Genomic DNA, 25715 nt, shown 5'->3' on the forward strand with positions numbered 1-25715 from the left:
CTAATTTTATTAAAGAAATCAGGCTGTGACATTTTTAAATGTCTCAGCCTGAAAAGATAGTTATTCGCTTCCATGCACGTTATTTTTTCAAGCCTGCACCAATTTTATCTTCATCTAGGTTGTCACCTGATGTTGTTGTTTCATTGTAGTCTTTCGGCACTTGCGCTTCAAAATCTTTAGAAGCATTTACATTATTTTTGTATGATACGTTACTTCTACGATCTCTTCTTAATTGCCATTTATCTGCAACTTCCATTGCAACATTTGACCATTGAATAACTTGAGAAATCTTATCTTCATTTTGTGAGATATTGTGTGTAATAGAATTTGTAACTCTATCAACTGAATTATTAAGTGTTTGTACAGAATCTCCAACACCTTTAACTGCATCTACTACTGAGTTTAAGCGTAATGATTTATCTTGAATATCTTCAGTTAAACGATTTGCTTTATGAAGTAAATCAGTAGATTCACGTGTGATACCTTGTATTTGGCCTTGAATGCCATCTAAAGTTTCATTAATTCCTTTAACTGTTTTTAATAATTGCATTAAAAATAGTGCTAAGACAACACAAATAATTAAAAATGCAACCGCAGCAATTATGCCTGCTATTGGTAAAATCCAATCCATACTGAACGCCTCCTAATAATTATAAAACTAATCTTTATTCGATTTACTAATATTTAATACCCTCACTATTAAAGTATAAACATATTATATTTAATGTGACAGTGAAGAAACATAGGCTTTTTGAACTTTTTGAATATCTCCAGCACCCATAAATAGTATAACACCATTATCATGCTTTTGTAGCTGAGAAACTGATTCTTCGCTTATTAAATCCGCATTAGGAATTAATGCTTTTAAATCATGTATTGTCAGCTCACCTTGTTGTTCTCGAATAGAACCAAAGATGTCACATAAGTATACTTTATCAGCAAGGTTTAAACTTTCAGCAAATTCGTTTAAGAAAGTTTCTGTTCTTGAAAATGTATGAGGTTGAAATACTGCAACCACTTCGTTTTCAGGATATTTTTTTCTAGCTGATTCAATTGTAGCATTAATTTCTCTCGGATGGTGTGCATAGTCATCGATTAAGATTTGATTGTCGTAAAAACTTTCACTAAATCTTCTTTTTACACCACCAAATGTTAATAATGCTTCTTTAATATTTTCAATATCAAGTTTTTCTAAATGACAAATTGCAATAACTGCTAATGCATTTAGAACGTGGTGATCACCATACATAGGTGTTGTAAATGTACCTATGAGTTCGTTTTTAGATTTGAAGTAAACATCAAATGTTGTACCTTTAGAAGACGTTTGAACATTGTCAGCATAGACATCGTTATCATGCTCAAAACCGTAAAAGTAAATTGGAACATCAGCTTTAATTTTTCTTAGCTCAGCATCATGTCCCCAAGCAACGATTGCTTTTTTAACATTACTAGCCATCTCCTGGAATGCATTTGTTACGTCTTGTAAATCTTTAAAATAGTCCGGATGATCAAAATCAATATTTGTCATAATCGCATAATCTGGATAATAACTTAAGAAGTGTCTTCTATATTCACAAGCTTCAAAAGCAAAGTATTTGCTATCAGGTAATCCCATACCTGTTCCATCACCTATTAAGAATGATGTCTTTTGATCACCATTCATCACATGTGATAATAATCCAGTTGTCGATGTTTTACCGTGTGCACCTGTAACAGCCACTGACGTATATTGAGACATAAATTCGCCTAGGAAAATATGATATCTTTTCACTTCAAGTCCCATTTCGTATGCTTTAGCTATTTCAGGGTGTGTATCTGGAAAGGCATTACCTGCTATAACAGTCATGCCTTCTTTAATATTTTCAACATCAAATGGTAGTATTTTAATGCCTTTATTTTTTAATGCTATTTCAGTAAATACTGTATTCTCTATATCAGAACCTTGTACTTTATGTCCCATGTCGTGCATGATTTGTGCAAGTGAACTCATACCTGCACCTTTTATGCCGACAAAATGAAATAATGTCATTTCATGTCACTCCTTCTATTTCTTAAATGTTAGTTTCTCTTTCTTCTATCATATCTTTAGTAATGAGTACATCTCTTGGTTTAGAGCCGTTAGGTCCAGATATATAACCTCTCTCTTCAAGGTTATCAATCATTCTCGCTGCTCTATTATATCCAATTTGGAAATGTCTTTGTATAAGTGAAGTTGAAATATGACCTTCGTTTAACATAAATTCACAAACTTCATCAAACAGTGCATCAGCAGGTTGTTCATTTACCTTTTTCAACAATGTTTCTTCTTTGAATAGATAATTTGGTTTCATTTGACTACTTACATTTTCTACTGTTTCATCAATTTCATCATCTGATACAAATGCACCTTGAACTCTTATCGGTTTATTCATACCGTTACCAAGATATAACATATCACCATTACCAAGTAATTTCTCTGCTCCACCAACATCAAGAATTGTTCTAGAGTCAATAGAAGACGATACCATGAATGATATTCTTGTTGGTACGTTTGCTTTAATTAAACCTGTAATCACATTGACGGATGGTCGTTGTGTCGCAAGAATCATATGTATACCACATGCTCTAGCTTTTTGTGCAATTCTAGCAATAGATTGTTCAACTTCTTGAGGTGACATCATCATTAAATCAGCTAACTCATCTATAACTATAATGATTTTTGCCATTCTTTGCTCGTAATTTGCTTTCTTATTAAATGCAGTAATATTTCTAACATGTAATTCTGCAAAACGTTTATATCTACGTTCCATCTCTTCAACAGCCCATTTTAAACTAGCTGTTGCCGCTTTAACATCGGTAATAACTGGCGCAACTAAATGCGGTAAATTGTTATACGGTGCAAGCTCTACCATTTTAGGATCAATCAGTAATAGTTTCAGCTCATCTGGATGATTTTTATAAAGTAAACTTGTTAAAATAGCATTAATACATACTGACTTACCTGAACCTGTTGCACCGGCAATGAGCGCATGAGGAGTCTTTGCAATATCCATTAATAGCGGCTCGTTATTTATTTTAAAGCCCATTGCTACAGTCAGTTTACTTTCTGCTTGTTGGAAAGGTTTAGACGTAATCATTTGGCCTAATGGAATCTTTTTAGGACTTTGATTAGGCACTTCGATACCTACTAAACTTGTACCTGGAATAGGTGCTTCAATACGGATATCTTTAGCTGCTAATGCCATTTTAATGTCATCTTGCAAAGCAGTAATTCTAGATACTTTAACACCTTTTTCAACAGATAATTCAAACCTCGTTACAGTAGGTCCTTGTATCATATTTACAACATGTGCAGGCACATTAAAATGATAAAAAGCTTCATCTAGTTCTTTTTTCTTTTCCTCTAACCATTCACTATTATCTTCTTCCTCTACAACATCATCTAATATAGATACTGGTGGAAGTACATAAGATGGTCCTTTACGTTTAACAGCTTGGTTAGACTCATGTTGTTCATTTTGAGTTTCACTTCTTGTTTCTTGTATGTTTGATGTTTGTGTCTTGTTGATATTTGATGAATTCTTAAATGCTTGATGTTTACGCTTATCTGATGGCGTCATCATCACGTTAAATGGTGAAGACTTTCTAACAGGCTTAGGCTTCAAGATTGGTTCGTGAGAAGTTGTCTCTTTAGGTTCTTCAGGTTGTTGAACCGTGTCCTCTACTTCTATAGGATCGTTATTTGTTTCTTCTTCTTCTTCAGAAATAACATTATCCGCTTCTTCTGTTTCAGTATCACTTTCCACATCAACATGATCAGACTCGAATAAGCTTTCTTCTTGATCTTCTTCAGTTTCGTCAAATGTTAGTACATCTTCAGCATTATCGATTGTATCTATTTCTTCAACTTCAGAATCAGAATCTTCTACTTCTTCAAAATAAATATCATCTTCGACAAATTGTTCTGATTGTGTAATTGAGGCATCATTGTCTTCTTCGAGAGAATCATGCGTATCGATTATTTCTGAAGGTTCGATAACAGCTTCATTAGAATCATCTTTATCTTCTTCAAAATGCTGTATTGCTTCAGCTTCAGTACTATCTTCAGCATTATGAATTTCTTCTACTTCATTGTCTGATTCTACTTCTTCAAATTCTGAAGTTTCCGCTTCATTTGAATCGTGATTTGAGTTGACTTCTTCTTGTTCAGCATCAACTTCTTCAACAATTTCATCAAAATTGTCTTGCTGAATGTCATCTTCTGTATCATCAAAATCCAAGTCTATCTCTTTAAATTCATATGTAGTTAAATCATTGACATCTGGTTGTAACGCATTAGAATTAGCCTTCTCTTCTTGTAAGTCGCTTGTTTCATCTTGATGTATGTCATTTTGTAATTCATCGTGTAAGTCTTCTTGTTCATCTTCCACGTCTTGATAATCTTTTGGATCATTTTTAATAAATGACGCTTGTTGTTTTAAATAATAGTCTTGATTTTTAATTTGTGACTTTTTCTCTTCTGAATCAAGAATGTTAAGTTCTTGTTCTCTTTTTTCTCTTAAAGCTTTTTCAAATTGTTTTTTCTTTTGAAGCTTCTTCTCACGTTCTTTTCTAATTTCAGAAACAATTTGTGAAGCATAAATATTCTCAATGTTAATCGTATTGTCCGTCTTTGAATAAGTAGGGACATCTCGTACAATTTCACTACTTTGTTTACGTTTATTTTCTTTTACAGCATCATTTTCAGTAGATTTAGCTGAATGATCTTTCAAACCACTATTGGGAACTTCTTTTTGTTTTCTCATACCGAATATTGCTGAAGGCACTTCAGAAGCTTTAAATTTTGGTTGATGTAAAGCATTCAATCTCTCTTCAAATTGATAGTCATCATTATGACGTTTACTGTTGTCGTAGCGTTGAGAGGATTGTTTACTTTTCGCACTGTAATGATGTGTTACATCCTGGTCATAACTTCTTGACTTCTTAGCAGGTTCATATGAATCTGCATTACGATTTCTTCTACGTCTTCTTCTATTCGTTGGAAAAGAAGCTGAGCTTTCATCATAAAATCTACTATCATGATATTTCTCTTCTCGTTGACTTGTTTCATTATCATGTTGATGATGCTCTTGATTTGATTGCTCTTCATATTCCATTTGTATTGGAAATCTAAATTTGCCTTTAGGTCTTCTATAAATTTCTTCATTAGTTGAATCGTCATCTGGATGATGATCAAAAGACACTTGATCGCTTTTTTGTTTTTCATTTTTTTGTTCATTTTTCGATTGCCCGAATATATCATCAAACCAACTCATAGGTTCACTACCTTTCGTCTTCAAAGAATGGTGTTCCTACAGTATAACTATCATCTAGTACCATTATACCTTTTTCTTTTGGAGCACCTTCTAAATCAAGTTCTTTCATTGAACAAATCATACCGCTAGAAGGAACACCACGTAATTCTGCATCTTTAATAATCATTCCACTAGGCATTACCGCTCCTACTTTAGCAACGACAACTTTTTGTCCTTGATCAATATTTGGAGCGCCACATACAATTTGTAATGTCTCATTACCAATATCTACTGTACATACTGATAGCTTATCTGCATCAGGATGTTTTGATTTTTCAGATACGTATCCTACTACAAACTTAGGAGATAAATCAACGTCTAATTTATAATTAATATTATTTTTCTCTAGTAAGTCTTGAATACTATTAATGTGTTTCTCTTCAACTTTAATATTGCCATTGCCTTCTATTTGAACATATTTAGAAGCATTGAATATATTAAAACCAACAATTTTATCTTCGCTTTTGATAATTGTTAAATCATTTTGAAAATCATATTCTAATCCTTCAGTTAAAGGTTCTAAAGTAACCATTAATACGTCGCCAACACCATTTTTATTATAAAATAAATTCATTTCTCCTACTCCTTACAATCTTTTTTGATTATTTTTCATTTTTTTAAAAATTTCTCTATTTTTTTCTAAACGCTCAATAACTTCTTGGTTTCTCTTACGAGAGTGATTTTTACCTAAAATAAATATTGGTTCTAAAGGTTTATCAGGTGTATAAGAGAATGATAATGATGTTATTGGCACTAAGCCATTTTGGAAGAATTGCATCGTCATTTGCGCTACAATATCATATCCAATTTCATTTTTAATATCACAAATCACCAAAACATCTTGATGAGGTGTAGCTAATAACATTTCCCCTTCAATATTTTGATAAACATCTTTTAAGAATGTTTGATTGAGAATACGTGAAGCATCATATCCGTCATTCGTGTTTATGAAATAGAATGTATTGCCTTGAACTTCATCAGACTTGTAAGTTGTTTTTCTCTTTTTAATATTGAATAACGCTTGCTCTTTAATTTGTTCTTTCGTTAAATTAAGTTCACTGAGCATAGACTCATCTATTAGTCTATAAGTATTTCCTAAATCAAGCGCATAATATATATTTGTTTCAGCTGTATGTTCATCAATGACAAAAGGTGTACCTTCTTTCGTTTCTTTATGAAAACTAGTAGACCTAATGACAGGCAAGATCTCAATTTTATTAATTTCTTTATTGGATTCATCTTGCATTGCATTTATTGTTTCAGTGACGTAATAAACAATTTCGTCTATTGTTTTATTACCGTTATTTTTATATTTAGCAATAATCGGAGCTAATTTAACTGAAAGCCCTTTTTGATTATCCGTTCGTTCAATTCTTAAACTTTCATTTTCCCTATCAAACTTAAAATTTGCATCTAAAGTTTTCAATCGGTCTTTTAATAAATCTCTCATTTGAAAGACATTCATACTTAACACTCCTATTTTTATACCTCTATATAGTTTACAACAAATCGCAGTTATGTAACAGTGATAAACATATTTAAATGAAGTTAAATAAAATAAAAAAGCAGGTAATTCGAAAATAAAAGAAACTTTTTTCGACCTGCTTTTTTTATATAAATTTATTTATTTAATCCATCAATAAATGCACTAATTTGTGGAATTGTTTTTCTTTCTTTACCAACGTATCTATCAAGTTCTTGACCATTGTTATAAGCGATAAAACTTGGAATGCCCATAACATCAACTTCTTGGCATAAATCAATAAATTCATCACGATCAACTGATACGAATTGATATTGATGATATTTCTCTTCAAGTCCAGGTAAATCAGGATCTATAAAATGACAATCCGGACACCAAGATGCTGTGAACATAAATATTGTTGGTTCGTTAATCAATGATTTGTATTCTTCGATTGACGTTAATTGTTTCATTTCTTTGCACTTCCTATCATTAATGTTTGTTGACCATCTTTAATTATATGATACTTCTTCAACAAATGATAAACAAACAAACTGATTACAGCTGGTAATAAGAAATGGAAGAATGCAATTTGTAAGTATACTTCAGTCGTACTACCCATTGTTTTAATCGTCATAATTTGCCCCACAAGTCCACTTGAACCCATTCCAGCACCAGCAGCATTATTTTCCATTGGCCAAAAGACTGTCATGATTGGTGCTACGACAATACTTGCTACGACTGGCGGAATTAATATAAAGGGTTGCTTTAAATAATTTGGAATTTGAAGTTTACTTGTACCAATACCATGAGCAATAACACCTGAAATACCATTATCTTTATAGCTTGTTACTGCAAAGCCGACCATATGACAACAACCACCTATCGTAGCTGCTGCTGCCGCTGTTCCACTTAAGCCAAGCATTAATGCTAAAGCTGCACTTGAAATCGGACTACTAAGTGTAAGACCAACTATAAGGCTGACGAATATCCCCATTAATAAAGGTTGTTGATCCGTACTTAATTGTATCCAGTTTCCTAATGCTTTCATAAATGCATCAATAAATGGTGCTATAAACTTTGCAATTGCTGCACCTATAAATAACGTTAAAATCGGTGATAAAATAATATCTATTTTAGTTTTGCCTGAATATAATCTTCCAAGTTCACTTGCAAATACTGAAGATAAATAACTACCTACAGCGCCCCCTTGTTCATATCCATACATTCCTGTTACAGCAGTTGTAAATATAATGAGTGGTGATGCGCCTAAACCGTAACTCACTGCTACCCCTACCCCAGCTCCAGTTAAAGTTTGAGCTAACTTACCTATTTCTATCATCATTGAAGTATCAAAATATGTATTTAATGATTGGCCTAAAGTTTCAATAATCAGTCCAACAATTAATGTACTAAACAAACCTAAAGCCATATAACTTAATCCATCTATAATTGTTCGATTAAAAAAAGATTTTACGCGTTCCATTTATTCACACTCCTTAAATGGATTATACAATAAAAAATACACATGTCATTATTTAAATTAAAATAATAACATGTGTATGTTGAATCTTTATACTTCTATAACATTTAGAAATTTCTTCAATGCGTCTGTTTTCGGTTGAGTAAACATTTCTTCCGGTTTACCTTCTTCACCGATTAAACCATCATGAATGAATATCATTCTATCAGAAACTTCTCTAGCAAATCTCATTTCATGTGTAACAATGACCATCGTCATACCTTCATTAGCTAAATCTTTAATAACTTTTAATACATCATTCACTAACTCTGGGTCTAATGCTGATGTCGGTTCGTCAAATAACATGACTTTAGGGTTCATTGCCAATGCTCTCGCAATCGCCACACGTTGTTGTTGACCACCAGATAAAGCATGAGGTCTTTGATCTTTAACACTTTCTAATCCTACTTTTTCTAAAAGTTGAAGTGCTTCGTCATATGCTTTTTGTTTATTTACTTTTTTAACAGTAACTAAACCTTCCATAACATTTTCAATTGCTGTTTTATGTGGAAACAAGTTGTAATTTTGAAACACCATACCTGATTGTTTACGCACTTTAATTTGTGACTTCTTATTATCTGCTGTGTACGTTTCTCCATTAACAACTACAGTACCTTCAGTCGGAATTTCCAATGCATTCATCATTCTCAATAAAGTTGTCTTACCAGAACCTGATCTTCCAATCAAAGTAATCACTTCACCTTTACCTACTGAAAGATTAATCCCTTTGATGACTTCTTTATCATTAAATGACTTTTTAATATTTTGAAGTTCAATCATGAACGATACCCTCTTTCAATATAAGATTCATAGTAAGATTGAATGATTGATATGATAAAACATACAATCCAATATAATATCGCTACTAGTAAATAAATCGTTAAGAATTCATATGTTGTAGAAGCGACTTCTTGTGCTTTTCTAAACATTTCTGCTACTAAAATAAAGCCAAGTAAAGACGTATCTTTAATTAAACTTAAGAATGTATTACCTAATGCAGGTACTGAAACTCTGATTGCTTGAGGTAATATGATTCTTTGTACAGTTTGTTTATAATTCATACCAATCGAGTATGCCGCTTCAGTTTGACCTTTCGGAATAGACATAATTCCACCTCTTAAAATTTCAGATGCGTATGCACCTACATTAAGAGAAAGACCAATTATCGCAGCTATGACAGGTGACAAAGTTAATTGATTGTCTGCATTTCCTGTTGCCAATCTACCAATCTCAGGGATTCCGTAAAAGATAATGAATAATTGAACAATCATCGGTGTACCACGAATGATTGAAACATAAAAACGTGCAATCCCTTTTAGAACTTTACTACTTGATATGCGCATTAATGCAGTAGCTAATGCCAAGATTAAACCAAGCACAAAAGTAACTAAAGTAATAGGAATAGAATATTTAACTAGACCCTCTAACATCGGTAGAAATGCTTGTTTGGCAGCATTTAATGCATGAAGTTGCTCATCATTTAGGCTCTGAAACATTAGCGCCAAACCATTTCTTACTTATTTTTTCTAATTCGCCATTATCTTTTAAAGTTTTTAGACCTTTATTAAAATCTTTAATCACTTTGTCATCTTCTTTTTTACTAAATGTAAATGCAGATTGACTTTGTTCAGCATCACCTTGAATTGCTTTTATTTTAGCGTTAGGTTTTTGCTTTTTATAATCTAAATATGAAACATTATCATTGAAAGTACCTTCAACACGATTTGACTGTAATAAATCCATCGCTTGGTTGAAGCCGTCTACTTTAGTAATATCTGCACCTTTAGATTTTGCAAGTTGACCATAGTTAGATGTTAAAGTTTGTGCTAACTTTTTACCTTTAACATCATCGAATGATTTAATGTCTTTATTATTCTCATTTACTACTAATACACCATTTGAATAAGTGTATGGATCTGAGAATTTATATTTTGCTTTTCTTTCATCGTTAATACCAACTTGGTTAGCAATCATATCAAAACGTCCTGAATCTAACCCAGCAAACATTGAATCCCATTGTGTTTCTTTAAATTTAACTTTGTATCCCATTTCTTTAGCAACTGCTTTAGTTACTTCTACATCATATCCAGTTAACTTATCATTTTTATCATGGAAGCTAAATGGAGAATAAGTACCTTCTGTACCAACTACAATTGTTTTATCATCTTTCTTACTGCTTTCTTTCTTGTCGTTGCTGTTTCCACATGCAGCTAACACAACAATTAATGCAATAATTAAAAATATACCCTTTTTCATATATACATCCCTCTATTCTTAGTATCCAAATCGGAATAAACATATTTTAGACCGAATTACAACTACTGTCAATTACTAAAATCTGGACTATTTAAATTTCAAATATTCAATCTTTTCTGAACTTAAATTTAACACGATTTCATTGAGTAATAATTTTGCACTTTCATAATCTCTTGCGTCATAAATAGCTTTACTTGTATGGATATATCTAGCACAAACACCGATTACCGCAGTTGGAATACCTGTTAGAGCTTTATGGATTTCTCCACCATCTGTACCACCTGGTGATTGGAAGTATTGATGATTAATTTCTTTTTCTTCAACCATTTCAATTAAATAATCTCTCATTCTTTCAGATAAAATCATCGTACGATCTAAAATTCTAATTAATACACCTTTTCCTAAAGCACCTGATAAGCCAACGTGACCTTTCATATCATTTGCAGGTGAACAATCCACAACTAATGCTAAATCTGGTTTGATTAAATTCACACTTGCTGAAGCACCTCTTAAACCAACTTCTTCTTGAACATTTGCGCCTACATATAAATCAACATCAAGCTCTTCATCTTTAACTGCTTCTAATAATTCTAATCCAACTAAACAACCATATCTATTGTCCCATGCTTTAGCGAGTATTCTATTCTCTGTTAGTTGTTCAAAATTCGTACTTGGAACAATTGTATCACCAATTTTAATGCCCATTTCTTTTAATTGATCAATGCTTTCTGCACCAACATCTAAAAGCATATCTTCAATAGAAACACCTGACTCTTTACCAGTTCTAAAATGTTTAGGGATACTGCCAACTACGCCGTTATAGTATTTACCGTCACGCGTTTTTAACTGTAGTGTTTGTGATAGCCATACGTCTGATGACACACCGCCAAGTGGTGTGAACTTTAACATACCCTCTTTTGTCATTTCAGTAACCATAAAGCCAATTTCATCCATATGAGCTGCTACTAATACTTTAGGTGCATTTTCTTTTTTAGATTTTTTCACACCATAAATACTGCCCATATTATCACCAATAATTTCATCAACAAAAGGTGCCATTTTTTCTTTTAAATATTCACGTACTTCATTTTCAAATCCAGGTACAGCGTGTAACTCTGTTAATTCTTTCATTCTATTAAGTGTTTCTTGTCTAATTTGTGTCATTGTAAATCTCCTTATTGAAATATTTATCTATCATTCAGTCTTTGTGTTAAACTTAAATTAAATAGAAGGAGGCATGGTCATGCAGAATAATAAGTTCCGCTTTTTCATTATATTATTGTCCGTTTTTACTGGTTTAGGTATTGTTGCTTCTATCGTATATGCTAAGCAATATAAACCATATAGTTGTGAAGAAATACTTAAACAAGTCAAAGCACAATTTAATAATGTTGAAGCCTCTTATATATTACATATCCCAAAGACCTACCAAAAATTCGGCATTGAAACTAAAGTTGTGCATGGTGGTATTACCGTTAACAATGATGGTAAACAAGTACACTATGAATTTATAGCCGATGCCTTTAACGGCCAAGTCATTGATATATTTGAAATTTAATAAGCTTAAAAGATGAGTCTGAGTGATTAATTAACCTCAGACTCTTTTTTATGACTGAAATATTATTCAACTTCACCGTGATCTAGTGCGTCGAATGATTTTTTAATAGATTCTAAACCGCTTCTTAATTTTTCTTCACTACAAGCTAAATTCATTCTGAAATGGTGACTTTCTCCGAGCTCGTATGAATGTCCGATGCCTGTTGCAAGTTTACCTACAGATTGCAATGCTTTTTGAACATCACTTTCTACGTAACCACTTTTAGAAAAGTCTATCCAAGCTAAATATGTCGATTCAGGCTTAATGAATGATAACTGATCAGACATTTCATTTTTAATAAATTCATCTAAGATGGTCATATTCTTCTCGATATGCTCATTTAATTGATCTACCCATTCACCTGCTTCATTATACGCTACTTTAACTGCTTCAACAGCCAATGTATTTGCAGCTGACAATCCATAATATGTTGCCAATTTACGATTGAATTGTAATGTGAAATAGCGATGTTTTGTAATCATATAACTACTTGCTAAACTCGCTAAGTTAAATGTTTTACCTAATCCAGTAACAACAAGAATTGGAGAATCTAACGTCATTTCATTTGTCATTGAATAGAATCCATTTTCACTTCTCACAAAATCCATATGAATTTCATCAGAAACAATAAAGACATCATGTTTTTCACAAACATCTTTCATAAATGCACATTCTTCTTTCGTCCAAACTTTACCTGTTGGATTATGAGGACTACACAGGACTAACACTTTAACATCATCACGTGCTGCCATTTCTTCAAATTGTTCTTTATCCAACTCATAACCGTTATCTGTCGCTACTAATGGTGATTCAACTGCCACTCTTTTATTACCTTCAATTAAATTTAAAAAGGCATTATATGAAGGTGTATGAATTAACACACCTTCACCTTCTTTTGTAAATTCACGTATAACTTCAGTTACCGTAAATAAAATACTTGGCACATAATATATATCATTCTTTTGGATATTCACAGAAAATCTTGTTTTGTACCAATTTTTAATCGCATTTAAATATGCTTCTTGCTTCCATACTAAATAACCGAAATGTGCTTGATCTAATTTGTTTTTCAAATGGTTAATAATAAAATCAGGTGTCTTAATATCCATATCGGCTATCCAAAATGGTTCTAAGTTCTCATAATCATAAACTTTACGTTGTCCATCATATGCTACTGTTGCTGTTCCCCTTCTATCAATCACTTCATCAAAATTATATTTCAATTAAATCATCCCTTCTTATTTCTTTTTTAATTCCCTTCGTTTGTTCATCAAGTTTGAGCGCAAAATAATTGGCATCATGATAGAACACGAACCAATAATCTTCTTTAATATATCTCTGTAAAAGTCTTTCCTTAGCATTAATAGAATCCATTGGATAATCATCATAGGCTGTAACCCATAAAGGATTTAAGTGAGCTAATGTAGGCAAGATATCGGCCATATGCACACCTTTCATGCCATTACTTTCAATTTCAATGACACTATGACCAGCGCTATGACCACCAGTATGTATCATTTTAATGCCTGGAACGATTTCCATCGAATCTACAAATGTTACAACTTGATGTTCAATACCTTTATAATTTTGTTCCCAATATGTAGCACTACTTCGTATATTTGGGGCTCTCAATTCATTCCATTCAATTTGTGATGTATAAATTGTTGCATTTTTAAATACTGATTGACCATCTGCAGTTGTGAGTCCACAAGCATGATCAAAATGCATATGAGACATCAATACAATATCAATGTCATCTATGGTCAAATTAAATTGCTTTAATGAGTTACTAATATCACTTTCATAAGTTGTACCATAGTTTCTTTTTTGTTTGTCTGTTAATTTACCATTACCTATCCCAGCATCAATTATAATATTGTGTTCATCTGTTTGAACGAATATTGGATGTGTTACGAGAGGTATTTGATTAAGTTCATTAGGCGGATATTTTTTAGTCCACAATGCTTTTGGAACGACACCAAACATTGCACCACCATCCATTTGAGTAATACCACCTTGTAATGGATATAATTTAAAATCACCTATATTTAACAAGAAATTCCCCTCCAATCATTTATTATTATTTTATCACTAATTAGAGTAATGAACATCTTTCATGATTGCTACAACACTTTAGTTAAAAATGGCATAAAAAAAGAAGTTAGAATCATAATGATTCCAACTTCCTTATTTAAAGCTTGCTTCCATACGATAGATTCTAAAACCTCTACTAGAGAATTTATCTTCGTATTCAGTACGGATGTTATCTTCAGGCTCATCTTCATGTAAATTCAAATTAATATAATCAAATGACATACCATATTGAGACATACTTTCTAAACTATACTCAAATAATCCTTGATTATCTGTTTTGAAATGTATTTGTCCATCTTTTTTCAAAATGTGCTGATAAATTTCTAAAAAGCTAGAGAAAGTTAATCTTCTTTTAGCATGTCTTGTCTTTGGCCATGGATCTGAAAAATTCAAATAAATTCTAGAAACTTCATTTTCAACAAAATACTCTGTTAATAATTTAGCATCTTGATTAATCAATTTAATATTGTTTAATTCCATTTCTTTAACTTTTTCAAGAACACGGACCATAACATTTTTATCTTTTTCAATTGCTACGTAATTGATATTAGGATTTTGTTTAGCCGTCTCAGTAATAAATCTACCCATACCAGTTCCGACTTCAATATGAATGGGTTGATCTTTATCAAACCATTCAGCCATCTTATATTGATGATTAAGATCTACATCTACTATATTGGGATGATCTTTTAAGAAATCGTCAGCCCAAGGTTTATTTCTCATTCTCATTCAAAGTTACTCCTTATATAAATACATTTCTTGTCATTACTTCATTTAAGAAGTGTAACCAATCATTCATATCTTTATAACGTTTTTTCTCTTCATACCACTCTACCATTGCGATAGCTTGAATCAATGTATACCACTTCATACGTTTCTTTAAATCATGCGTATCGTTAATACCATACATACTTAGCCAATCTGACCAATCTTTCTCATCAACATAAGTATATAAAATCATTCCGATATCAATAGCTGGATCTGCAATCATTGCACCTTCCCAATCTACTAAGAAAAGTTCATCTTGATCAGATAAAAGCCAATTATTGTGATTCACATCTCCGTGTATGACTGTATAGAATCTACTGTCTAATGTTGGCATGTTATCTTCTAGATATAACAATGCCTTTCTCACTGTACGGTTAGACAATACATGTCGTGACAATGAGCTGTTAATTTTATTAAATAAAATCTCTGGATGCATAGGTTTCATTTCCATACGTTTAAGCATATTTAATAATTGTTTAGAAGAATGTATTTTTTTAAGAAGTTTGGCAACACGGTTAGAATTCATTTCATCTTGGACTAACTCTCTACCATTTTTCCAATGTTGTGCAGTTACAACTTCTCCTGTTTCAATTCTTTTTGTCCAAACTAATTTTGGCACGATACCTTCAGCAGATAATGCTGTTAAGAAAGGACTTGAATTACGTTTTAGGAAGAGCTTGCGGCCATCTTGTTCTGCCATATATGCTTCACCAGATGCACCACCTGCTGAGTCTAATGTCCATCCTAATTGATAAAAATGTTCCAACCTATCCACCTCACTTTCAATAAAAGAAAAAGAAAAAGACTCAAGAATATTCTTTTTCAAGAGTCATATTTTAATCTTAAAAATTTTTGTTTAATTTTTGTAATTTTAGTGCGCTTGATTTAAATTTTATTATCTTTCGGTTAAGATTTCAACCTCATAAATGAAAACTTTCGAGTATTTTGAACCTATTCATATACAATAAGTCTTATAAATTCAGTATCCACTTGAATTACTTAAGATATTAAAATTACACTAAAAAATTTTTATGATTTCGACTCTATATAATTATTAAATGCATTTTGTAATTGCTTCGTAATTTGTCCGACTTTTCCGTCACCTATTTTTTGATCATTTACTTGTACAACTGGCATCACTTCAATAGATGTACTTGAAATAATCACTTCATCTGCATCATTTAAGAAATCTAATGTAAATGATTCTTCAATAAATGGAATATTTAAATCTTCGGCTAATTCTTTTATAACACGTCTCGTAATCCCATTAAGGATTAAATTATTTGCAGGATGTGTATAAATTTTGCCATCTTTAATTGCATAAACGTTACTTGAACTACCTTCAGTAACCGTTTCACCTCTATGCATGATTGCTTCAGCTGCATCGTTTTGAGTAGCTTTCTCTTTTGCTAACACGTTACCTAATAAGTTTAAACTCTTAATATCACATCTCAACCATCTGATATCTTCAACTGTAATAGCTTTAACACCATTTTCTAATTCGTCATATGGTCTGTCATAGCTTTTAGAGAATGCTGAGAATACAGGCTTTGTACTCGCATCAGGAAACGGATGGTTTCGAGGTGCAACACCACGTGTCACTTGAATATACACGCCACCATTTACAACATTATTCTTCGCTGCTAATTCTTTCGTTACTTCTGTTAAACCTTCAACAGAATACGCATCTAAATTAAGTCCAATTTCTTTCGCACTTCTAAATAATCGTTCATAGTGCTCTTTAGATGTGAATACTTTGCCATCATATATACGTATGTATTCGTATATGCCATCACCAAAGTTATAACCTCTATCAGAATAGCTAACCTTACCTTCAGATTCATCAACAAACTCATCATTTATATAAATATAACTCATTCATCATCACCCTTTACACAGACATTGTATATAGCTTCTAAATAAATTGCAGTTGCATTAAATAATTGTTTTTTCGTGATATATTCATTTTTTTGGTGCATTAAATCTTCAGAATCTTTAAACATGGCACCGAATGCCACACCTTTATCTAAGTTTCTAGCATATGTACCGCCACCGATTGTATACGGCTCGGATTGATCACCTGTTTGATTGCGATATGCTGATAATAATTTTTCAATGAATGGATCATTTTTATCTACATAATGCGGAACTTGGTGTTTATCCATTTCAATTTCGAAGCCTTTTTCTTTCACTTCTTCAGAAAAACGAGACATTGATTGATCGAAATTAAAGCCTTCTGGATATCTTAAATTAATACCAAATTGACCACCATCTACATCTGTATAACTCATAATACCTGTATTAGTCGTCACTTCACCCATTTCTTCAGTAGCAAATTTCATACCCATTTTTTCACCTTTTGGAGAATCAACTAAGTATTCATTTGCAAATTTCACATATGAGCTCGCGTATTTATCTAAATTTAATTCATTTAAGAATTGAATAAGGTATAAGCCAGCATTCACACCTAATGTAGGATCCATACCATGAGCTGATTTACCATGAACAACGATGTTTAAGAATCCTTCATCAATTGTTGTTTCGCCTTCAATCTCATGTTCATTTAAAAATGATTCGAATTTTTGAACAACATTTGTCATTTGTTCTTTGATAAGTAATTTAGCTTGTGCAGTATCAGGTACCATATTGAATCTTTCACCTGAGAAGAATGCTTTTAATTCTACTTCAGGCTCATCATTATCTTCCACATATCCAGATTGAACGATGTTAAATGTTACAATCCCTTTTTCTCCGTGGATTAATGGGAATTCTGCATCTGGTGCAAAACCTACTGAAGGCATTTCTTCAGTTTCAAAATAACGATCTGTACATTTCCAATCAGATTCTTCGTCAGTACCTACAATAATATGTATTCTTTTTTTCCATTCGACTTTCATATCTTCAAGTATCTTAACGGCATAGTATGCTGCAATTGTTGGTCCTTTGTCATCAAGTGTACCTCTCGCAATGATTGCATCTTCTGCTTCTACAGGTTCAAATGGATTAGAATCCCATCCAGCACCTGCTGGAACAACGTCAACATGGCAAAGTATACCTAATAGATCATCACCTTTACCCGCTTCAATTCTACCTGCAATATTGTCTATATCAACATGAGAAAATCCATCTCTTTCACCTAACTTGTACATATAATTTAACGCTTCTTTTGGACCTGGTCCAACTGGCGAATCGTATGTACTTGCTGCATCATCTCTTACACTTTCGATGCTTAATAGCCCCTTTAAATCATTTATAATATCTTCTTCATATTCTTTAACTTTATTTCTCCACATCGAAAATCATCTCTTTCTTAACTTGAATAGTTATCTATATAATACATGATATTTTTGTAAATATGAAATAGAATTACCGATAAATTTTTAATTTTTTATACAGAAAGTTATTTCCTTTTACGTACGACTAAAGTCGTATATAAAATTATTTTTTGAATCATATTATTTCCCGACACGACAAAAGTTGTTAACAAAAAAACTAGGACAAATAAGTTGCCCTAGTTTTAGCCAAAATTGAACATAAGAAGAAAATTATTTCTTCAAGTCTTCTTCTGTAACAACTCTTAAATTGTTGTTTGCAGTTCCGCCTTCGTCATCAAATTTAGCTTCTCTTTGTTCAGTTGGATCTTGATCTTCTTTTTTTAGACGAGATTTAGCATTTGATGCATAACCTTTTGGATCTTCTTTTGCTTTTTGGAATTCATTTTTTGCTTTTTCTTTAGCCGACTCTTTATAAGAAGTTGGATCTTCTTTATATTTTGAGTACTCGTCTTGTGCTTTACCTTTTAGTTCATTTGCTTTTTGTTTAGCATTTTCTTTGTAATTCTCTGGATCTTCTTTATATTTCCCGTATTCATTTTTTAATTTATCTCTATTTTCTTTTTTAGATAAGACAACTGCTGCTGCAGTTCCTCCTAATACTACTAACGTTCTAAATAATCCTGCTTTTTTAGCCATTTGTATCCACCTCTATTTAGTTAATAGTTATTATATTACCCCGAGGAAATCTTTCTAAACATTTTAAACAGATAAATTTAAAAATTTAAAATCTTCTTCTAACAAATGTCTATACTCACCAAGTTCTAAACGTTCATCAAGTTCTAAATCAGCAATTTGAACACGTTTTAAATAAGTCACTTCACAGCCAATCGCATGAAACATTCGCTTAACTTGGTGGAATTTACCTTCGTAAATCGTAACGTAAGCTATCGACTCTTCTCCATTTTCTACAATTTCTAATTCACTTGGAGAAGACGTAAAGTCTCCTAAATCAATGCCTGCTTTAAAAATATCTATTGCATCATCTGAAATGTGTCCAGATACTTCAACATAATACTTTTTAGCGACTTTTTGTTTCGGACTCATAAGTTGATGCGAGAATTTACCATCGTTTGTTAAAAGTAATAAACCTTCTGTATCTTTGTCTAAACGCCCTACCGGGAATAAATCTAAATGCATATATTCTGGAACAATATCAATGACAGTTTCATGTTCATCATCTTCAGTTGCTGAAACGAATCCTGCTGGCTTATTCATCATTAAATAGACAACTGGTTCATATTCTATCGGAATATCATCAAATGTTATAACATCTTCTTCTGGATTAATATGCATTTCAGGTTTCTTAACGATTTCATCATTAACGGTAACGAGATTTTTCTTTAGAAACTTTTTAACTTCTTTTCTTGTTCCGATACCTGAATTTGATAAAAATTTATCTAATCTCATTATTTACACCCACTTAATTTTGCGTCTAATTTTTGCAGTTAAATCACCTAAAAATTCATCTGCTAAACGTGAACGCATTGTTAAATATCCATATACGATTACACCAACACATCCGCCTACAATAAGTGTGATAAGCGCACCTAATTTAGATGTTGGATCAATGATTAATGACACAATAAAGTAACTTAACTCAACGAATAGTACCATGATAATAGTATAGAAAGTAATTCTTAATGTATGGTAAATTGTGATATTAAATTTAAAGTCTGCATATTTATATAGAACTACACAATTTAAGATAACAGCAACTAGTAATGCGATTGCCGTACCAATAACTGCACCTAACGTATGGAATACCATAATAAGTGGTAAGTTTATAACTGCTTTAATGACTAATGAAGTGATAACGATCCAAACTGTTAAGGCTTGTTTATCAATACCTTGCAACATTGAAGCTGTTACAGATAATAATGCGATTAAAATACTAACTGGCGCATACCAGAATAATATTTCTGTACCCATTGGATTATAACTATAGAACACGTTATATAAAGGCTGTGCTAATACCATAATGCCAAGTGATGCTGGAACTGTTAAATATAATAATACGCCTAATGATTTTCTAATTTGATGATGCATTGCATCAATTCTACCTGAATTGTAAGTATTCGTAATAAATGGTACTAAACTCACTGCGAATCCTGCTGCAAGAGATGTTGGAATCATAACAATTTTATTAGTTGTCATACTCAGCATTGTGAAATAAATATCTTGTAATTCACTGCCTACCCCCGCCATCGCTAACCCCGTATTATGTGTAAACTGGTCGATTAAATTTATAATTGGGAAACATAAACTTACAATTACAAATGGAATACTGTATTTAATAATTTCTTTATATATTTTGATATACGACACATCAATATCGCTTGTATCTTGTTCAACTTCTGCTTTTATTAAATGTCTTCTCTTCATCCAAAAATAAAGTAAAGTCAGTAATGCGATAATTGCACCGATACCTGCTGCAAATGTTGCAACTTGGTTGGCCATTAACACAGAACCATCCATGACATTTAATACGATATAACTTCCACCAAGTATAAATGCGATACGTGCTACTTGTTCAGTTACTTCAGATACAGCTGTAGGTCCCATTGAATTAAATCCTTGGAAGATCCCTCTCCATGTTGCGAGTAATGGAATAAATAATACTACAAAACTTATTGTTCTAATAACAGTTGTAATATCTTCTATACCCCATCCACCTTCTATACCACCTTTATTTGCTAAAGTTAATTGAGCAATAGTTGGTGATAAGAAATAAAGTAATAAAAATCCGATAAATCCTGATACCGTCATAACTAAAAAGCTTGACCGGTATAATTTTCTACTTACTTTATAAGCACCTAATGCGTTATATTTAGATACATATTTCGCAGCTGCTAAAGGAACGCCCGCAGTTGCTATTGTTATCATGATTGTGTATGGTTGATAAGCATATGTAAATGGAGCAAGATTTTTTTCATCGCCTATAATAGCGTAAAAAGGTATTAAATAAAGAATACCAATTACTTTTGTTATTAAAATACTTGCAGTAAGTAGGAAGGTTCCCCTTACTAGCGCTTTACTTTCTGACATAATTTCATCCCTATCTAATTTACTTTTAAATTTAATAATAACAGGTTTATTTCTATTCTACTACTTTTTTAAAGACACATTATTCGTTAAAATATTATTACATCGACTTATGGAGGTAACTTATGTATCATACAATAATTATCGGCGCTGGACCTAGTGGTTTAATGGCCGCATATAGTGCAAGTTCAAATGGTAAAAACGTCTTGCTACTCGAAAAGAAAAAAGGCTTAGGACGAAAGCTCCGCATTTCTGGTGGCGGTAGATGTAACGTTACCAACCGCTTACCTTATGAAGAAATTATAAAAAACATTCCTGGTAATGGAAAATTCTTATATAGTCCATTTTCAACATTCGACAATGAATCTATTATACAATTTTTTGAATCTAGATCTGTACAATTAAAAGAAGAAGATCACGGACGAATGTTTCCTGTTTCAAATCGCGCTCAAGATGTTGTTGATGCACTAGTTGATTCCATTAAACAAAATGGTGTAGAAATACGCCAAGAAACTACAGTATCATCTATTGAAAGTGAAAATCAACAAATAACAGGCGTCACACTACAAGATGGTACATTTATCCCTTCAAAGACTGTCATCATCGCATCAGGCGGTTGCAGTGTACCACATACTGGATCGACAGGAGACGGATATAAATTTGCTGAGCATTTAGGTCATTCCATAACAGAACTATTCCCAACAGAAGTACCAATTAAATCTAGTGAACCATTCATTAAAAACAAAACACTACAAGGATTAAGTTTACAAAATGTTGGACTATCTGTACTCAAGAAAAATGGTAAACCTAGAATTACACATCAAATGGATATGTTGTTTACACATTTTGGCGTTTCAGGACCAGCAGCATTAAGATGTAGTCAATTTGTTTACAAAGAACAAAAATCTCAAAAGAAAACCGACATACAAATGTCTATAGATGCCTTTCCAGAAATTAAAGCACATGACTTAGAACAACAAATTGTAAAAAAATTAAAAGACGAACCAAATAAAGCAATTAAAAATGCACTAAAAGGACTTGTCCAAGAAAGATATTTACATTTTATCTTACAACAGTCAAGTATTGATTTAGATGTGACATACCATCATTTGTCCCAACAGGCCATTCGAACATTTGTAGAAAACCTTAAATCATTTACATTCACAGTAAATGGGACCCTTCCACTCGATAAAGCTTTCGTAACAGGTGGCGGTGTTAATATTAAAGAAATCGAACCTAATATTATGGCATCCAAAATATGTGCCGGGCTTTACTTTTCAGGTGAAGTACTAGATATCCATGGTTATACAGGTGGCTATAATATAACAAGCGCACTTGTCACAGGGTATGTAGCAGGCCATAACGCCGCACAATTTAATGATTAAAATTCTATAGTATGCATATAGTGTGAGGTGTGATTTATGGCACCCTCATTTACAAAACTACTTAGAATTGTTACTAACTCTAAACAATATTATACTCACACATATTTTAAGGCTGAGACATTTTAAAATGTCTCAGCCTTATCTATTTCTTCATTAAACTCTTTTGTTTTCTAAACCATCGTCGCCCCACTCATTCATGCCGCCTTCTACGTTTACTGCATCAATGTCGTGGTCATTTAAATAATCAACTACTCGAGCACTTCTAACGCCACCTGCACATACAATATAATATGTTTGGTCTTTAGAGAAATGATCTAATTCATTTGGAATTTCTCCCATTGGAATATGTTTAGCGCCAGGGATTACACCTAATGCTACTTCATGGTCTTCTCTCACATCAACTATATTAATTGGATCATTAGATGTAATTTTTTCTGCTAATTCTGTTACTGTAATTTCTTTCATCACTAGAACACTCCTAATTGATTAATTTGCTACGATATTAACTAACTTTTGTGGAACTGCAATCACTTTACGGACTGTTTTACCTTCAATCGCTTCTTTGATTTTTTCATTATCCATTGCTATTGCTTCCATTTCATCTTTCGATAAATCTTTAGAAATTTTAATTTTGTCTTTTAGTTTACCGTTAACTTGGATAACAATTTCTATTTCGTTATCTACTAGTAATGACTCATCAAATGTTGGCCATTCTTCATAAGATAAAGTATCGTTATGACCAAGTTTTTGCCATAATTCTTCAGAAATGTGTGGCGCAATTGGTGATAACATTTTAACAAAACCTTCAGCATATGCTTTATTGATTTGATCTTGTTTATAACAATCATTAATGAATACCATCATTTGACTGATTGCAGTATTGAAGTTTAGTGTATCGAAGTCTTCAGTTACTTTCTTAACTGTTTGGTTATACACTTTGTCTAGGTCTAGTGTTTCGTTGTCAACGACCTTATCCGTAATGTTCCCTTCTTCAGTAACAAATAAACGCCATACTCTATCTAAGAAACGACGTGAACCGTCTAGTCCATTTTCACTCCATGCAATTGCTGCATCTAAAGGACCCATGAACATTTCATATAGACGTAATGTGTCTGCACCATGAGAACGTACAATATCATCAGGGTTAACGACATTACCTTTTGATTTACTCATTTTTTCATTACCTTCACCAAGAATCATACCTTGGTTAAATAATTTTTGGAAAGGCTCTTTAGTTGGTACTACACCGATATCGTATAACACTTTATGCCAGAATCTTGAATATAATAGATGAAGCACGGCATGTTCTACACCACCAATATATAAATCTACTGGTAACCAGTGTTTAAGTTTTTCTGGATCAGCTAATTGTTCATTGTTATGTGGATCGATATATCTTAAGTAATACCAACAGCTTCCTGCCCATTGTGGCATCGTATTCGTTTCACGACGACCTTTCATACCTGTCTTAGGATCTACAACATTAATGAATTCATCGATATTAGCTAAAGGTGATTCTCCTGTACCTGATGGTTTAACTTGATCTGTTTCAGGAAGGATTAATGGAAGTTCTTCTTCAGGAACTGTTGTCATTGTACCATCTTCCCAATGAATAACTGGAATTGGTTCACCCCAATAACGTTGTCTACTAAATAACCAATCTCTTAATTTATAGCTTACTTTTTTATGACCGATACCTTTTTCTTCAAGTAATTCAATCGCTTTAGGTACCGCTTCTTCTTTCGTTAAGCCATTTAATACATCTGAATCAATCATTTTTCCATCTTCATCATATACTGTGATGATATCTAAATTGAATTTCTCAGCAAATTCAGCATCTCTTTCATCGTGTGCTGGAACTGCCATAACTGCACCTGTTCCATAACTAATTAACACATAATCGGCAACCCAAATCGGCATTTTTTTACCAGTGAATGGGTTAGTCGTAAATGCACCAGTGAATACACCACTTTTATCTTTTGCTAAATCTGTTCTTTCTAAGTCAGATTTACGTGATGCTGCTAATTTATATGCTTCAACTGCTTCTTTTTCATCTTCTGTCGTAATTAAATCTACTAAAGGATGTTCTGGAGAAAGTACAGCAAAAGTTGCGCCATAAATTGTATCTGGACGAGTAGTAAATACTTCAAATGATAAATCTGTATTATCAATATTGAATTTTAATTCGGCACCTTCAGATCTACCAATCCAGTTTCTTTGCATATCTTTAATAGATTCAGGCCAATCTAATTCATCTAAATCTTCTAATAAGCGATCCGCATATTCAGTAATTTTTAATACCCACTGTCTCATTGGTTTACGAACAACTGGATGTCCTCCACGTTCTGAAACACCATCAACAATTTCTTCATTAGATAATACTGTACCTAATGCTGGGCACCAGTTTACTGCTACTTCATCAACGTATGCCAATCCTTTATTATATAATTGAATGAAAATCCATTGCGTCCATTTATAGTAATCTGGGTCAGTTGTATTCACTTCTCTATCCCAGTCATATGAGAAACCTAGCTCTTGAATTTGTCTTTTAAAAGTCGCAATATTTTTAGCTGTGAATTCTTTAGGGTCATTCCCTGTATCGATAGCATATTGCTCAGCTGGTAAACCAAATGCATCCCAACCCATTGGGTGAAGTACATTGTAACCTTGCATTCTTTTATATCTTGAGACGATATCTGTAGCTGTATAACCTTCAGGATGTCCTACGTGTAAACCAGCGCCAGATGGATACGGAAACATATCTAAAGCGTAGAATTTCTTTTGTCCAAGATTATCGTTAGCTTTAAATGTTTTGTTAGCTGCCCAAAAATCTTGCCATTTCTTTTCAATTTGTTGATGATTATAATTCATTTGTTCGTTCCTCCTATAAAATAAAAAAAAGCCATCCCAACCATCATAAC

General features: G+C 32.5%; 24 protein-coding genes. 2 read left to right on the forward strand and 22 right to left on the reverse strand.

Going from position 1 to position 25715, the window contains the following annotated elements:
• Positions 1-79 precede the first annotated feature (79 nt).
• The 11 genes from LQ611_RS06615 to LQ611_RS06665 all read right to left on the reverse strand — a co-directional run bounded on the left by LQ611_RS06615 (position 80) and on the right by LQ611_RS06665 (position 11737).
• Positions 80-631, reverse strand: coding sequence for a DUF948 domain-containing protein (locus tag LQ611_RS06615; RefSeq protein WP_025905285.1), 552 nt, complete (start codon positions 629-631; stop codon positions 80-82).
• Between the two features lie 90 nt (positions 632-721).
• A complete protein-coding gene (murC, locus tag LQ611_RS06620; RefSeq protein ID WP_239709483.1) occupies positions 722-2029 on the reverse strand; it encodes a UDP-N-acetylmuramate--L-alanine ligase in 1308 nt (435 codons plus the stop codon).
• A gap of 22 nt (positions 2030-2051) precedes the next feature.
• Positions 2052-5318 (reverse strand): DNA translocase FtsK, encoded by a 3267-nt coding sequence (locus LQ611_RS06625; protein WP_308192889.1) that lies wholly within the window; start codon positions 5316-5318, stop codon positions 2052-2054.
• Entirely contained in the window at positions 5302-5907 is a 606-nt protein-coding gene (gene ytpR / locus LQ611_RS06630; RefSeq protein ID WP_107596725.1) for a YtpR family tRNA-binding protein, read from the reverse strand. Before ytpR ends, LQ611_RS06625 begins: the two co-directional genes overlap by 17 nt.
• Before the next feature lie 12 nt (positions 5908-5919).
• Entirely contained in the window at positions 5920-6798 is an 879-nt protein-coding gene (locus LQ611_RS06635) for a DUF1444 domain-containing protein (protein WP_025905281.1), read from the reverse strand.
• Between the two features lie 155 nt (positions 6799-6953).
• Complete coding sequence (locus LQ611_RS06640; RefSeq protein ID WP_107596726.1) at positions 6954-7268, reverse strand: thioredoxin family protein; 315 nt, start codon at positions 7266-7268, stop codon at positions 6954-6956.
• Positions 7265-8281 (reverse strand): PTS sugar transporter subunit IIC, encoded by a 1017-nt coding sequence (locus LQ611_RS06645; RefSeq protein WP_049318627.1) that lies wholly within the window; start codon positions 8279-8281, stop codon positions 7265-7267. The genes LQ611_RS06640 and LQ611_RS06645 overlap by 4 nt, the downstream gene beginning before the upstream one ends.
• A gap of 87 nt (positions 8282-8368) precedes the next feature.
• Positions 8369-9097: an amino acid ABC transporter ATP-binding protein gene (locus LQ611_RS06650; RefSeq protein ID WP_239709484.1), complete on the reverse strand. Its 729-nt coding sequence runs from the start codon at positions 9095-9097 to the stop codon at positions 8369-8371.
• Positions 9094-9813, reverse strand: coding sequence for an amino acid ABC transporter permease (locus tag LQ611_RS06655; protein WP_103361692.1), 720 nt, complete (start codon positions 9811-9813; stop codon positions 9094-9096). Before LQ611_RS06655 ends, LQ611_RS06650 begins: the two co-directional genes overlap by 4 nt.
• The gene (locus LQ611_RS06660; RefSeq protein WP_025905276.1) at positions 9794-10573 is read right to left on the reverse strand and encodes an amino acid ABC transporter substrate-binding protein; all 780 of its coding nucleotides are present in this window, start codon (positions 10571-10573) and stop codon (positions 9794-9796) included. Before LQ611_RS06660 ends, LQ611_RS06655 begins: the two co-directional genes overlap by 20 nt.
• An 87-nt stretch (positions 10574-10660) precedes the next feature.
• The gene (locus tag LQ611_RS06665) at positions 10661-11737 is read right to left on the reverse strand and encodes a M42 family metallopeptidase (protein WP_037588580.1); all 1077 of its coding nucleotides are present in this window, start codon (positions 11735-11737) and stop codon (positions 10661-10663) included.
• 79 nt (positions 11738-11816) lie between these two features.
• Between LQ611_RS06665 and LQ611_RS06670 the strand changes: the two genes are divergently transcribed.
• The gene (locus tag LQ611_RS06670; RefSeq protein ID WP_051539247.1) at positions 11817-12131 is read left to right on the forward strand and encodes a hypothetical protein; all 315 of its coding nucleotides are present in this window, start codon (positions 11817-11819) and stop codon (positions 12129-12131) included.
• Between the two features lie 62 nt (positions 12132-12193).
• Here LQ611_RS06670 and LQ611_RS06675 read toward each other — a convergent pair whose 3' ends face one another.
• The 9 genes from LQ611_RS06675 to LQ611_RS06715 all read right to left on the reverse strand — a co-directional run bounded on the left by LQ611_RS06675 (position 12194) and on the right by LQ611_RS06715 (position 21412).
• Entirely contained in the window at positions 12194-13393 is a 1200-nt protein-coding gene (locus LQ611_RS06675) for a MalY/PatB family protein (RefSeq protein ID WP_239709485.1), read from the reverse strand.
• On the reverse strand, positions 13383-14225 hold the full coding sequence (locus tag LQ611_RS06680; RefSeq protein ID WP_239709486.1) for a YtnP family quorum-quenching lactonase: 843 nt from the start codon (positions 14223-14225) through the stop codon (positions 13383-13385). The genes LQ611_RS06675 and LQ611_RS06680 overlap by 11 nt, the downstream gene beginning before the upstream one ends.
• A 132-nt stretch (positions 14226-14357) precedes the next feature.
• Positions 14358-14993: a tRNA (guanosine(46)-N7)-methyltransferase TrmB gene (gene trmB / locus LQ611_RS06685; RefSeq protein ID WP_025905271.1), complete on the reverse strand. Its 636-nt coding sequence runs from the start codon at positions 14991-14993 to the stop codon at positions 14358-14360.
• A 13-nt stretch (positions 14994-15006) separates the two neighbouring features.
• Positions 15007-15798, reverse strand: a complete 792-nt coding sequence (locus LQ611_RS06690) for a phosphotransferase family protein (RefSeq protein WP_025905270.1) — start codon at positions 15796-15798, stop codon at positions 15007-15009.
• 263 nt (positions 15799-16061) lie between these two features.
• The gene (dat, locus tag LQ611_RS06695; protein ID WP_103361695.1) at positions 16062-16910 is read right to left on the reverse strand and encodes a D-amino-acid transaminase; all 849 of its coding nucleotides are present in this window, start codon (positions 16908-16910) and stop codon (positions 16062-16064) included.
• Positions 16907-18325 carry a dipeptidase PepV gene (gene pepV / locus LQ611_RS06700; protein WP_103361696.1) on the reverse strand — a complete coding sequence of 473 codons (1419 nt, stop codon included), beginning with the start codon at positions 18323-18325 and terminating at the stop codon, positions 16907-16909. The genes dat and pepV overlap by 4 nt, the downstream gene beginning before the upstream one ends.
• Before the next feature lie 252 nt (positions 18326-18577).
• Positions 18578-19003: a YtxH domain-containing protein gene (locus tag LQ611_RS06705; RefSeq protein ID WP_025905267.1), complete on the reverse strand. Its 426-nt coding sequence runs from the start codon at positions 19001-19003 to the stop codon at positions 18578-18580.
• 63 nt (positions 19004-19066) lie between these two features.
• Complete coding sequence (locus LQ611_RS06710) at positions 19067-19774, reverse strand: pseudouridine synthase (RefSeq protein ID WP_204177516.1); 708 nt, start codon at positions 19772-19774, stop codon at positions 19067-19069.
• A gap of 3 nt (positions 19775-19777) precedes the next feature.
• Complete coding sequence (locus tag LQ611_RS06715) at positions 19778-21412, reverse strand: putative polysaccharide biosynthesis protein (protein ID WP_107596727.1); 1635 nt, start codon at positions 21410-21412, stop codon at positions 19778-19780.
• A 122-nt stretch (positions 21413-21534) separates the two neighbouring features.
• On the opposite strand from LQ611_RS06715, the gene LQ611_RS06720 reads away from it, so the two are divergent.
• On the forward strand, positions 21535-22794 hold the full coding sequence (locus tag LQ611_RS06720; protein ID WP_239709487.1) for a BaiN/RdsA family NAD(P)/FAD-dependent oxidoreductase: 1260 nt from the start codon (positions 21535-21537) through the stop codon (positions 22792-22794).
• Positions 22795-22947: 153 nt separating this feature from the next.
• Here LQ611_RS06720 and LQ611_RS06725 read toward each other — a convergent pair whose 3' ends face one another.
• Together LQ611_RS06725 and leuS are read right to left on the reverse strand one after the other, a co-directional pair.
• The gene (locus LQ611_RS06725; RefSeq protein WP_103361701.1) at positions 22948-23259 is read right to left on the reverse strand and encodes a rhodanese-like domain-containing protein; all 312 of its coding nucleotides are present in this window, start codon (positions 23257-23259) and stop codon (positions 22948-22950) included.
• A gap of 21 nt (positions 23260-23280) precedes the next feature.
• Complete coding sequence (gene leuS, locus LQ611_RS06730) at positions 23281-25665, reverse strand: leucine--tRNA ligase (RefSeq protein WP_239709488.1); 2385 nt, start codon at positions 25663-25665, stop codon at positions 23281-23283.
• Between the last annotated feature and the right edge of the window lie 50 nt (positions 25666-25715).

The sequence above is a fragment of the Mammaliicoccus sp. L-M44 genome, assembly GCF_022386355.1.
Taxonomy (GTDB): Bacteria; Bacillota; Bacilli; order Staphylococcales; family Staphylococcaceae; genus Mammaliicoccus; species Mammaliicoccus sciuri_A.

Coding starts and splice junctions, on each gene's coding strand:
- LQ611_RS06615 (WP_025905285.1), bottom strand. CDS start 631: ATGGATTGGATTTTACCAATAGCAGGCATAATTGCTGCGGTTGCATTT.
- murC (WP_239709483.1), bottom strand. CDS start 2,029: ATGACATTATTTCATTTTGTCGGCATAAAAGGTGCAGGTATGAGTTCA.
- ytpR (WP_107596725.1), bottom strand. CDS start 5,907: ATGAATTTATTTTATAATAAAAATGGTGTTGGCGACGTATTAATGGTT.
- LQ611_RS06635 (WP_025905281.1), bottom strand. CDS start 6,798: ATGAATGTCTTTCAAATGAGAGATTTATTAAAAGACCGATTGAAAACT.
- LQ611_RS06640 (WP_107596726.1), bottom strand. CDS start 7,268: ATGAAACAATTAACGTCAATCGAAGAATACAAATCATTGATTAACGAA.
- LQ611_RS06645 (WP_049318627.1), bottom strand. CDS start 8,281: ATGGAACGCGTAAAATCTTTTTTTAATCGAACAATTATAGATGGATTA.
- LQ611_RS06650 (WP_239709484.1), bottom strand. CDS start 9,097: ATGATTGAACTTCAAAATATTAAAAAGTCATTTAATGATAAAGAAGTC.
- LQ611_RS06655 (WP_103361692.1), bottom strand. CDS start 9,813: ATGTTTCAGAGCCTAAATGATGAGCAACTTCATGCATTAAATGCTGCC.
- LQ611_RS06660 (WP_025905276.1), bottom strand. CDS start 10,573: ATGAAAAAGGGTATATTTTTAATTATTGCATTAATTGTTGTGTTAGCT.
- LQ611_RS06665 (WP_037588580.1), bottom strand. CDS start 11,737: ATGACACAAATTAGACAAGAAACACTTAATAGAATGAAAGAATTAACA.
- LQ611_RS06670 (WP_051539247.1), top strand. CDS start 11,817: ATGCAGAATAATAAGTTCCGCTTTTTCATTATATTATTGTCCGTTTTT.
- trmB (WP_025905271.1), bottom strand. CDS start 14,993: ATGAGAATGAGAAATAAACCTTGGGCTGACGATTTCTTAAAAGATCAT.
- dat (WP_103361695.1), bottom strand. CDS start 16,910: ATGAGTTATATTTATATAAATGATGAGTTTGTTGATGAATCTGAAGGT.
- pepV (WP_103361696.1), bottom strand. CDS start 18,325: ATGTGGAGAAATAAAGTTAAAGAATATGAAGAAGATATTATAAATGAT.
- LQ611_RS06705 (WP_025905267.1), bottom strand. CDS start 19,003: ATGGCTAAAAAAGCAGGATTATTTAGAACGTTAGTAGTATTAGGAGGA.
- LQ611_RS06710 (WP_204177516.1), bottom strand. CDS start 19,774: ATGAGATTAGATAAATTTTTATCAAATTCAGGTATCGGAACAAGAAAA.
- LQ611_RS06715 (WP_107596727.1), bottom strand. CDS start 21,412: ATGTCAGAAAGTAAAGCGCTAGTAAGGGGAACCTTCCTACTTACTGCA.
- LQ611_RS06720 (WP_239709487.1), top strand. CDS start 21,535: ATGTATCATACAATAATTATCGGCGCTGGACCTAGTGGTTTAATGGCC.
- LQ611_RS06725 (WP_103361701.1), bottom strand. CDS start 23,259: ATGAAAGAAATTACAGTAACAGAATTAGCAGAAAAAATTACATCTAAT.
- leuS (WP_239709488.1), bottom strand. CDS start 25,665: ATGAATTATAATCATCAACAAATTGAAAAGAAATGGCAAGATTTTTGG.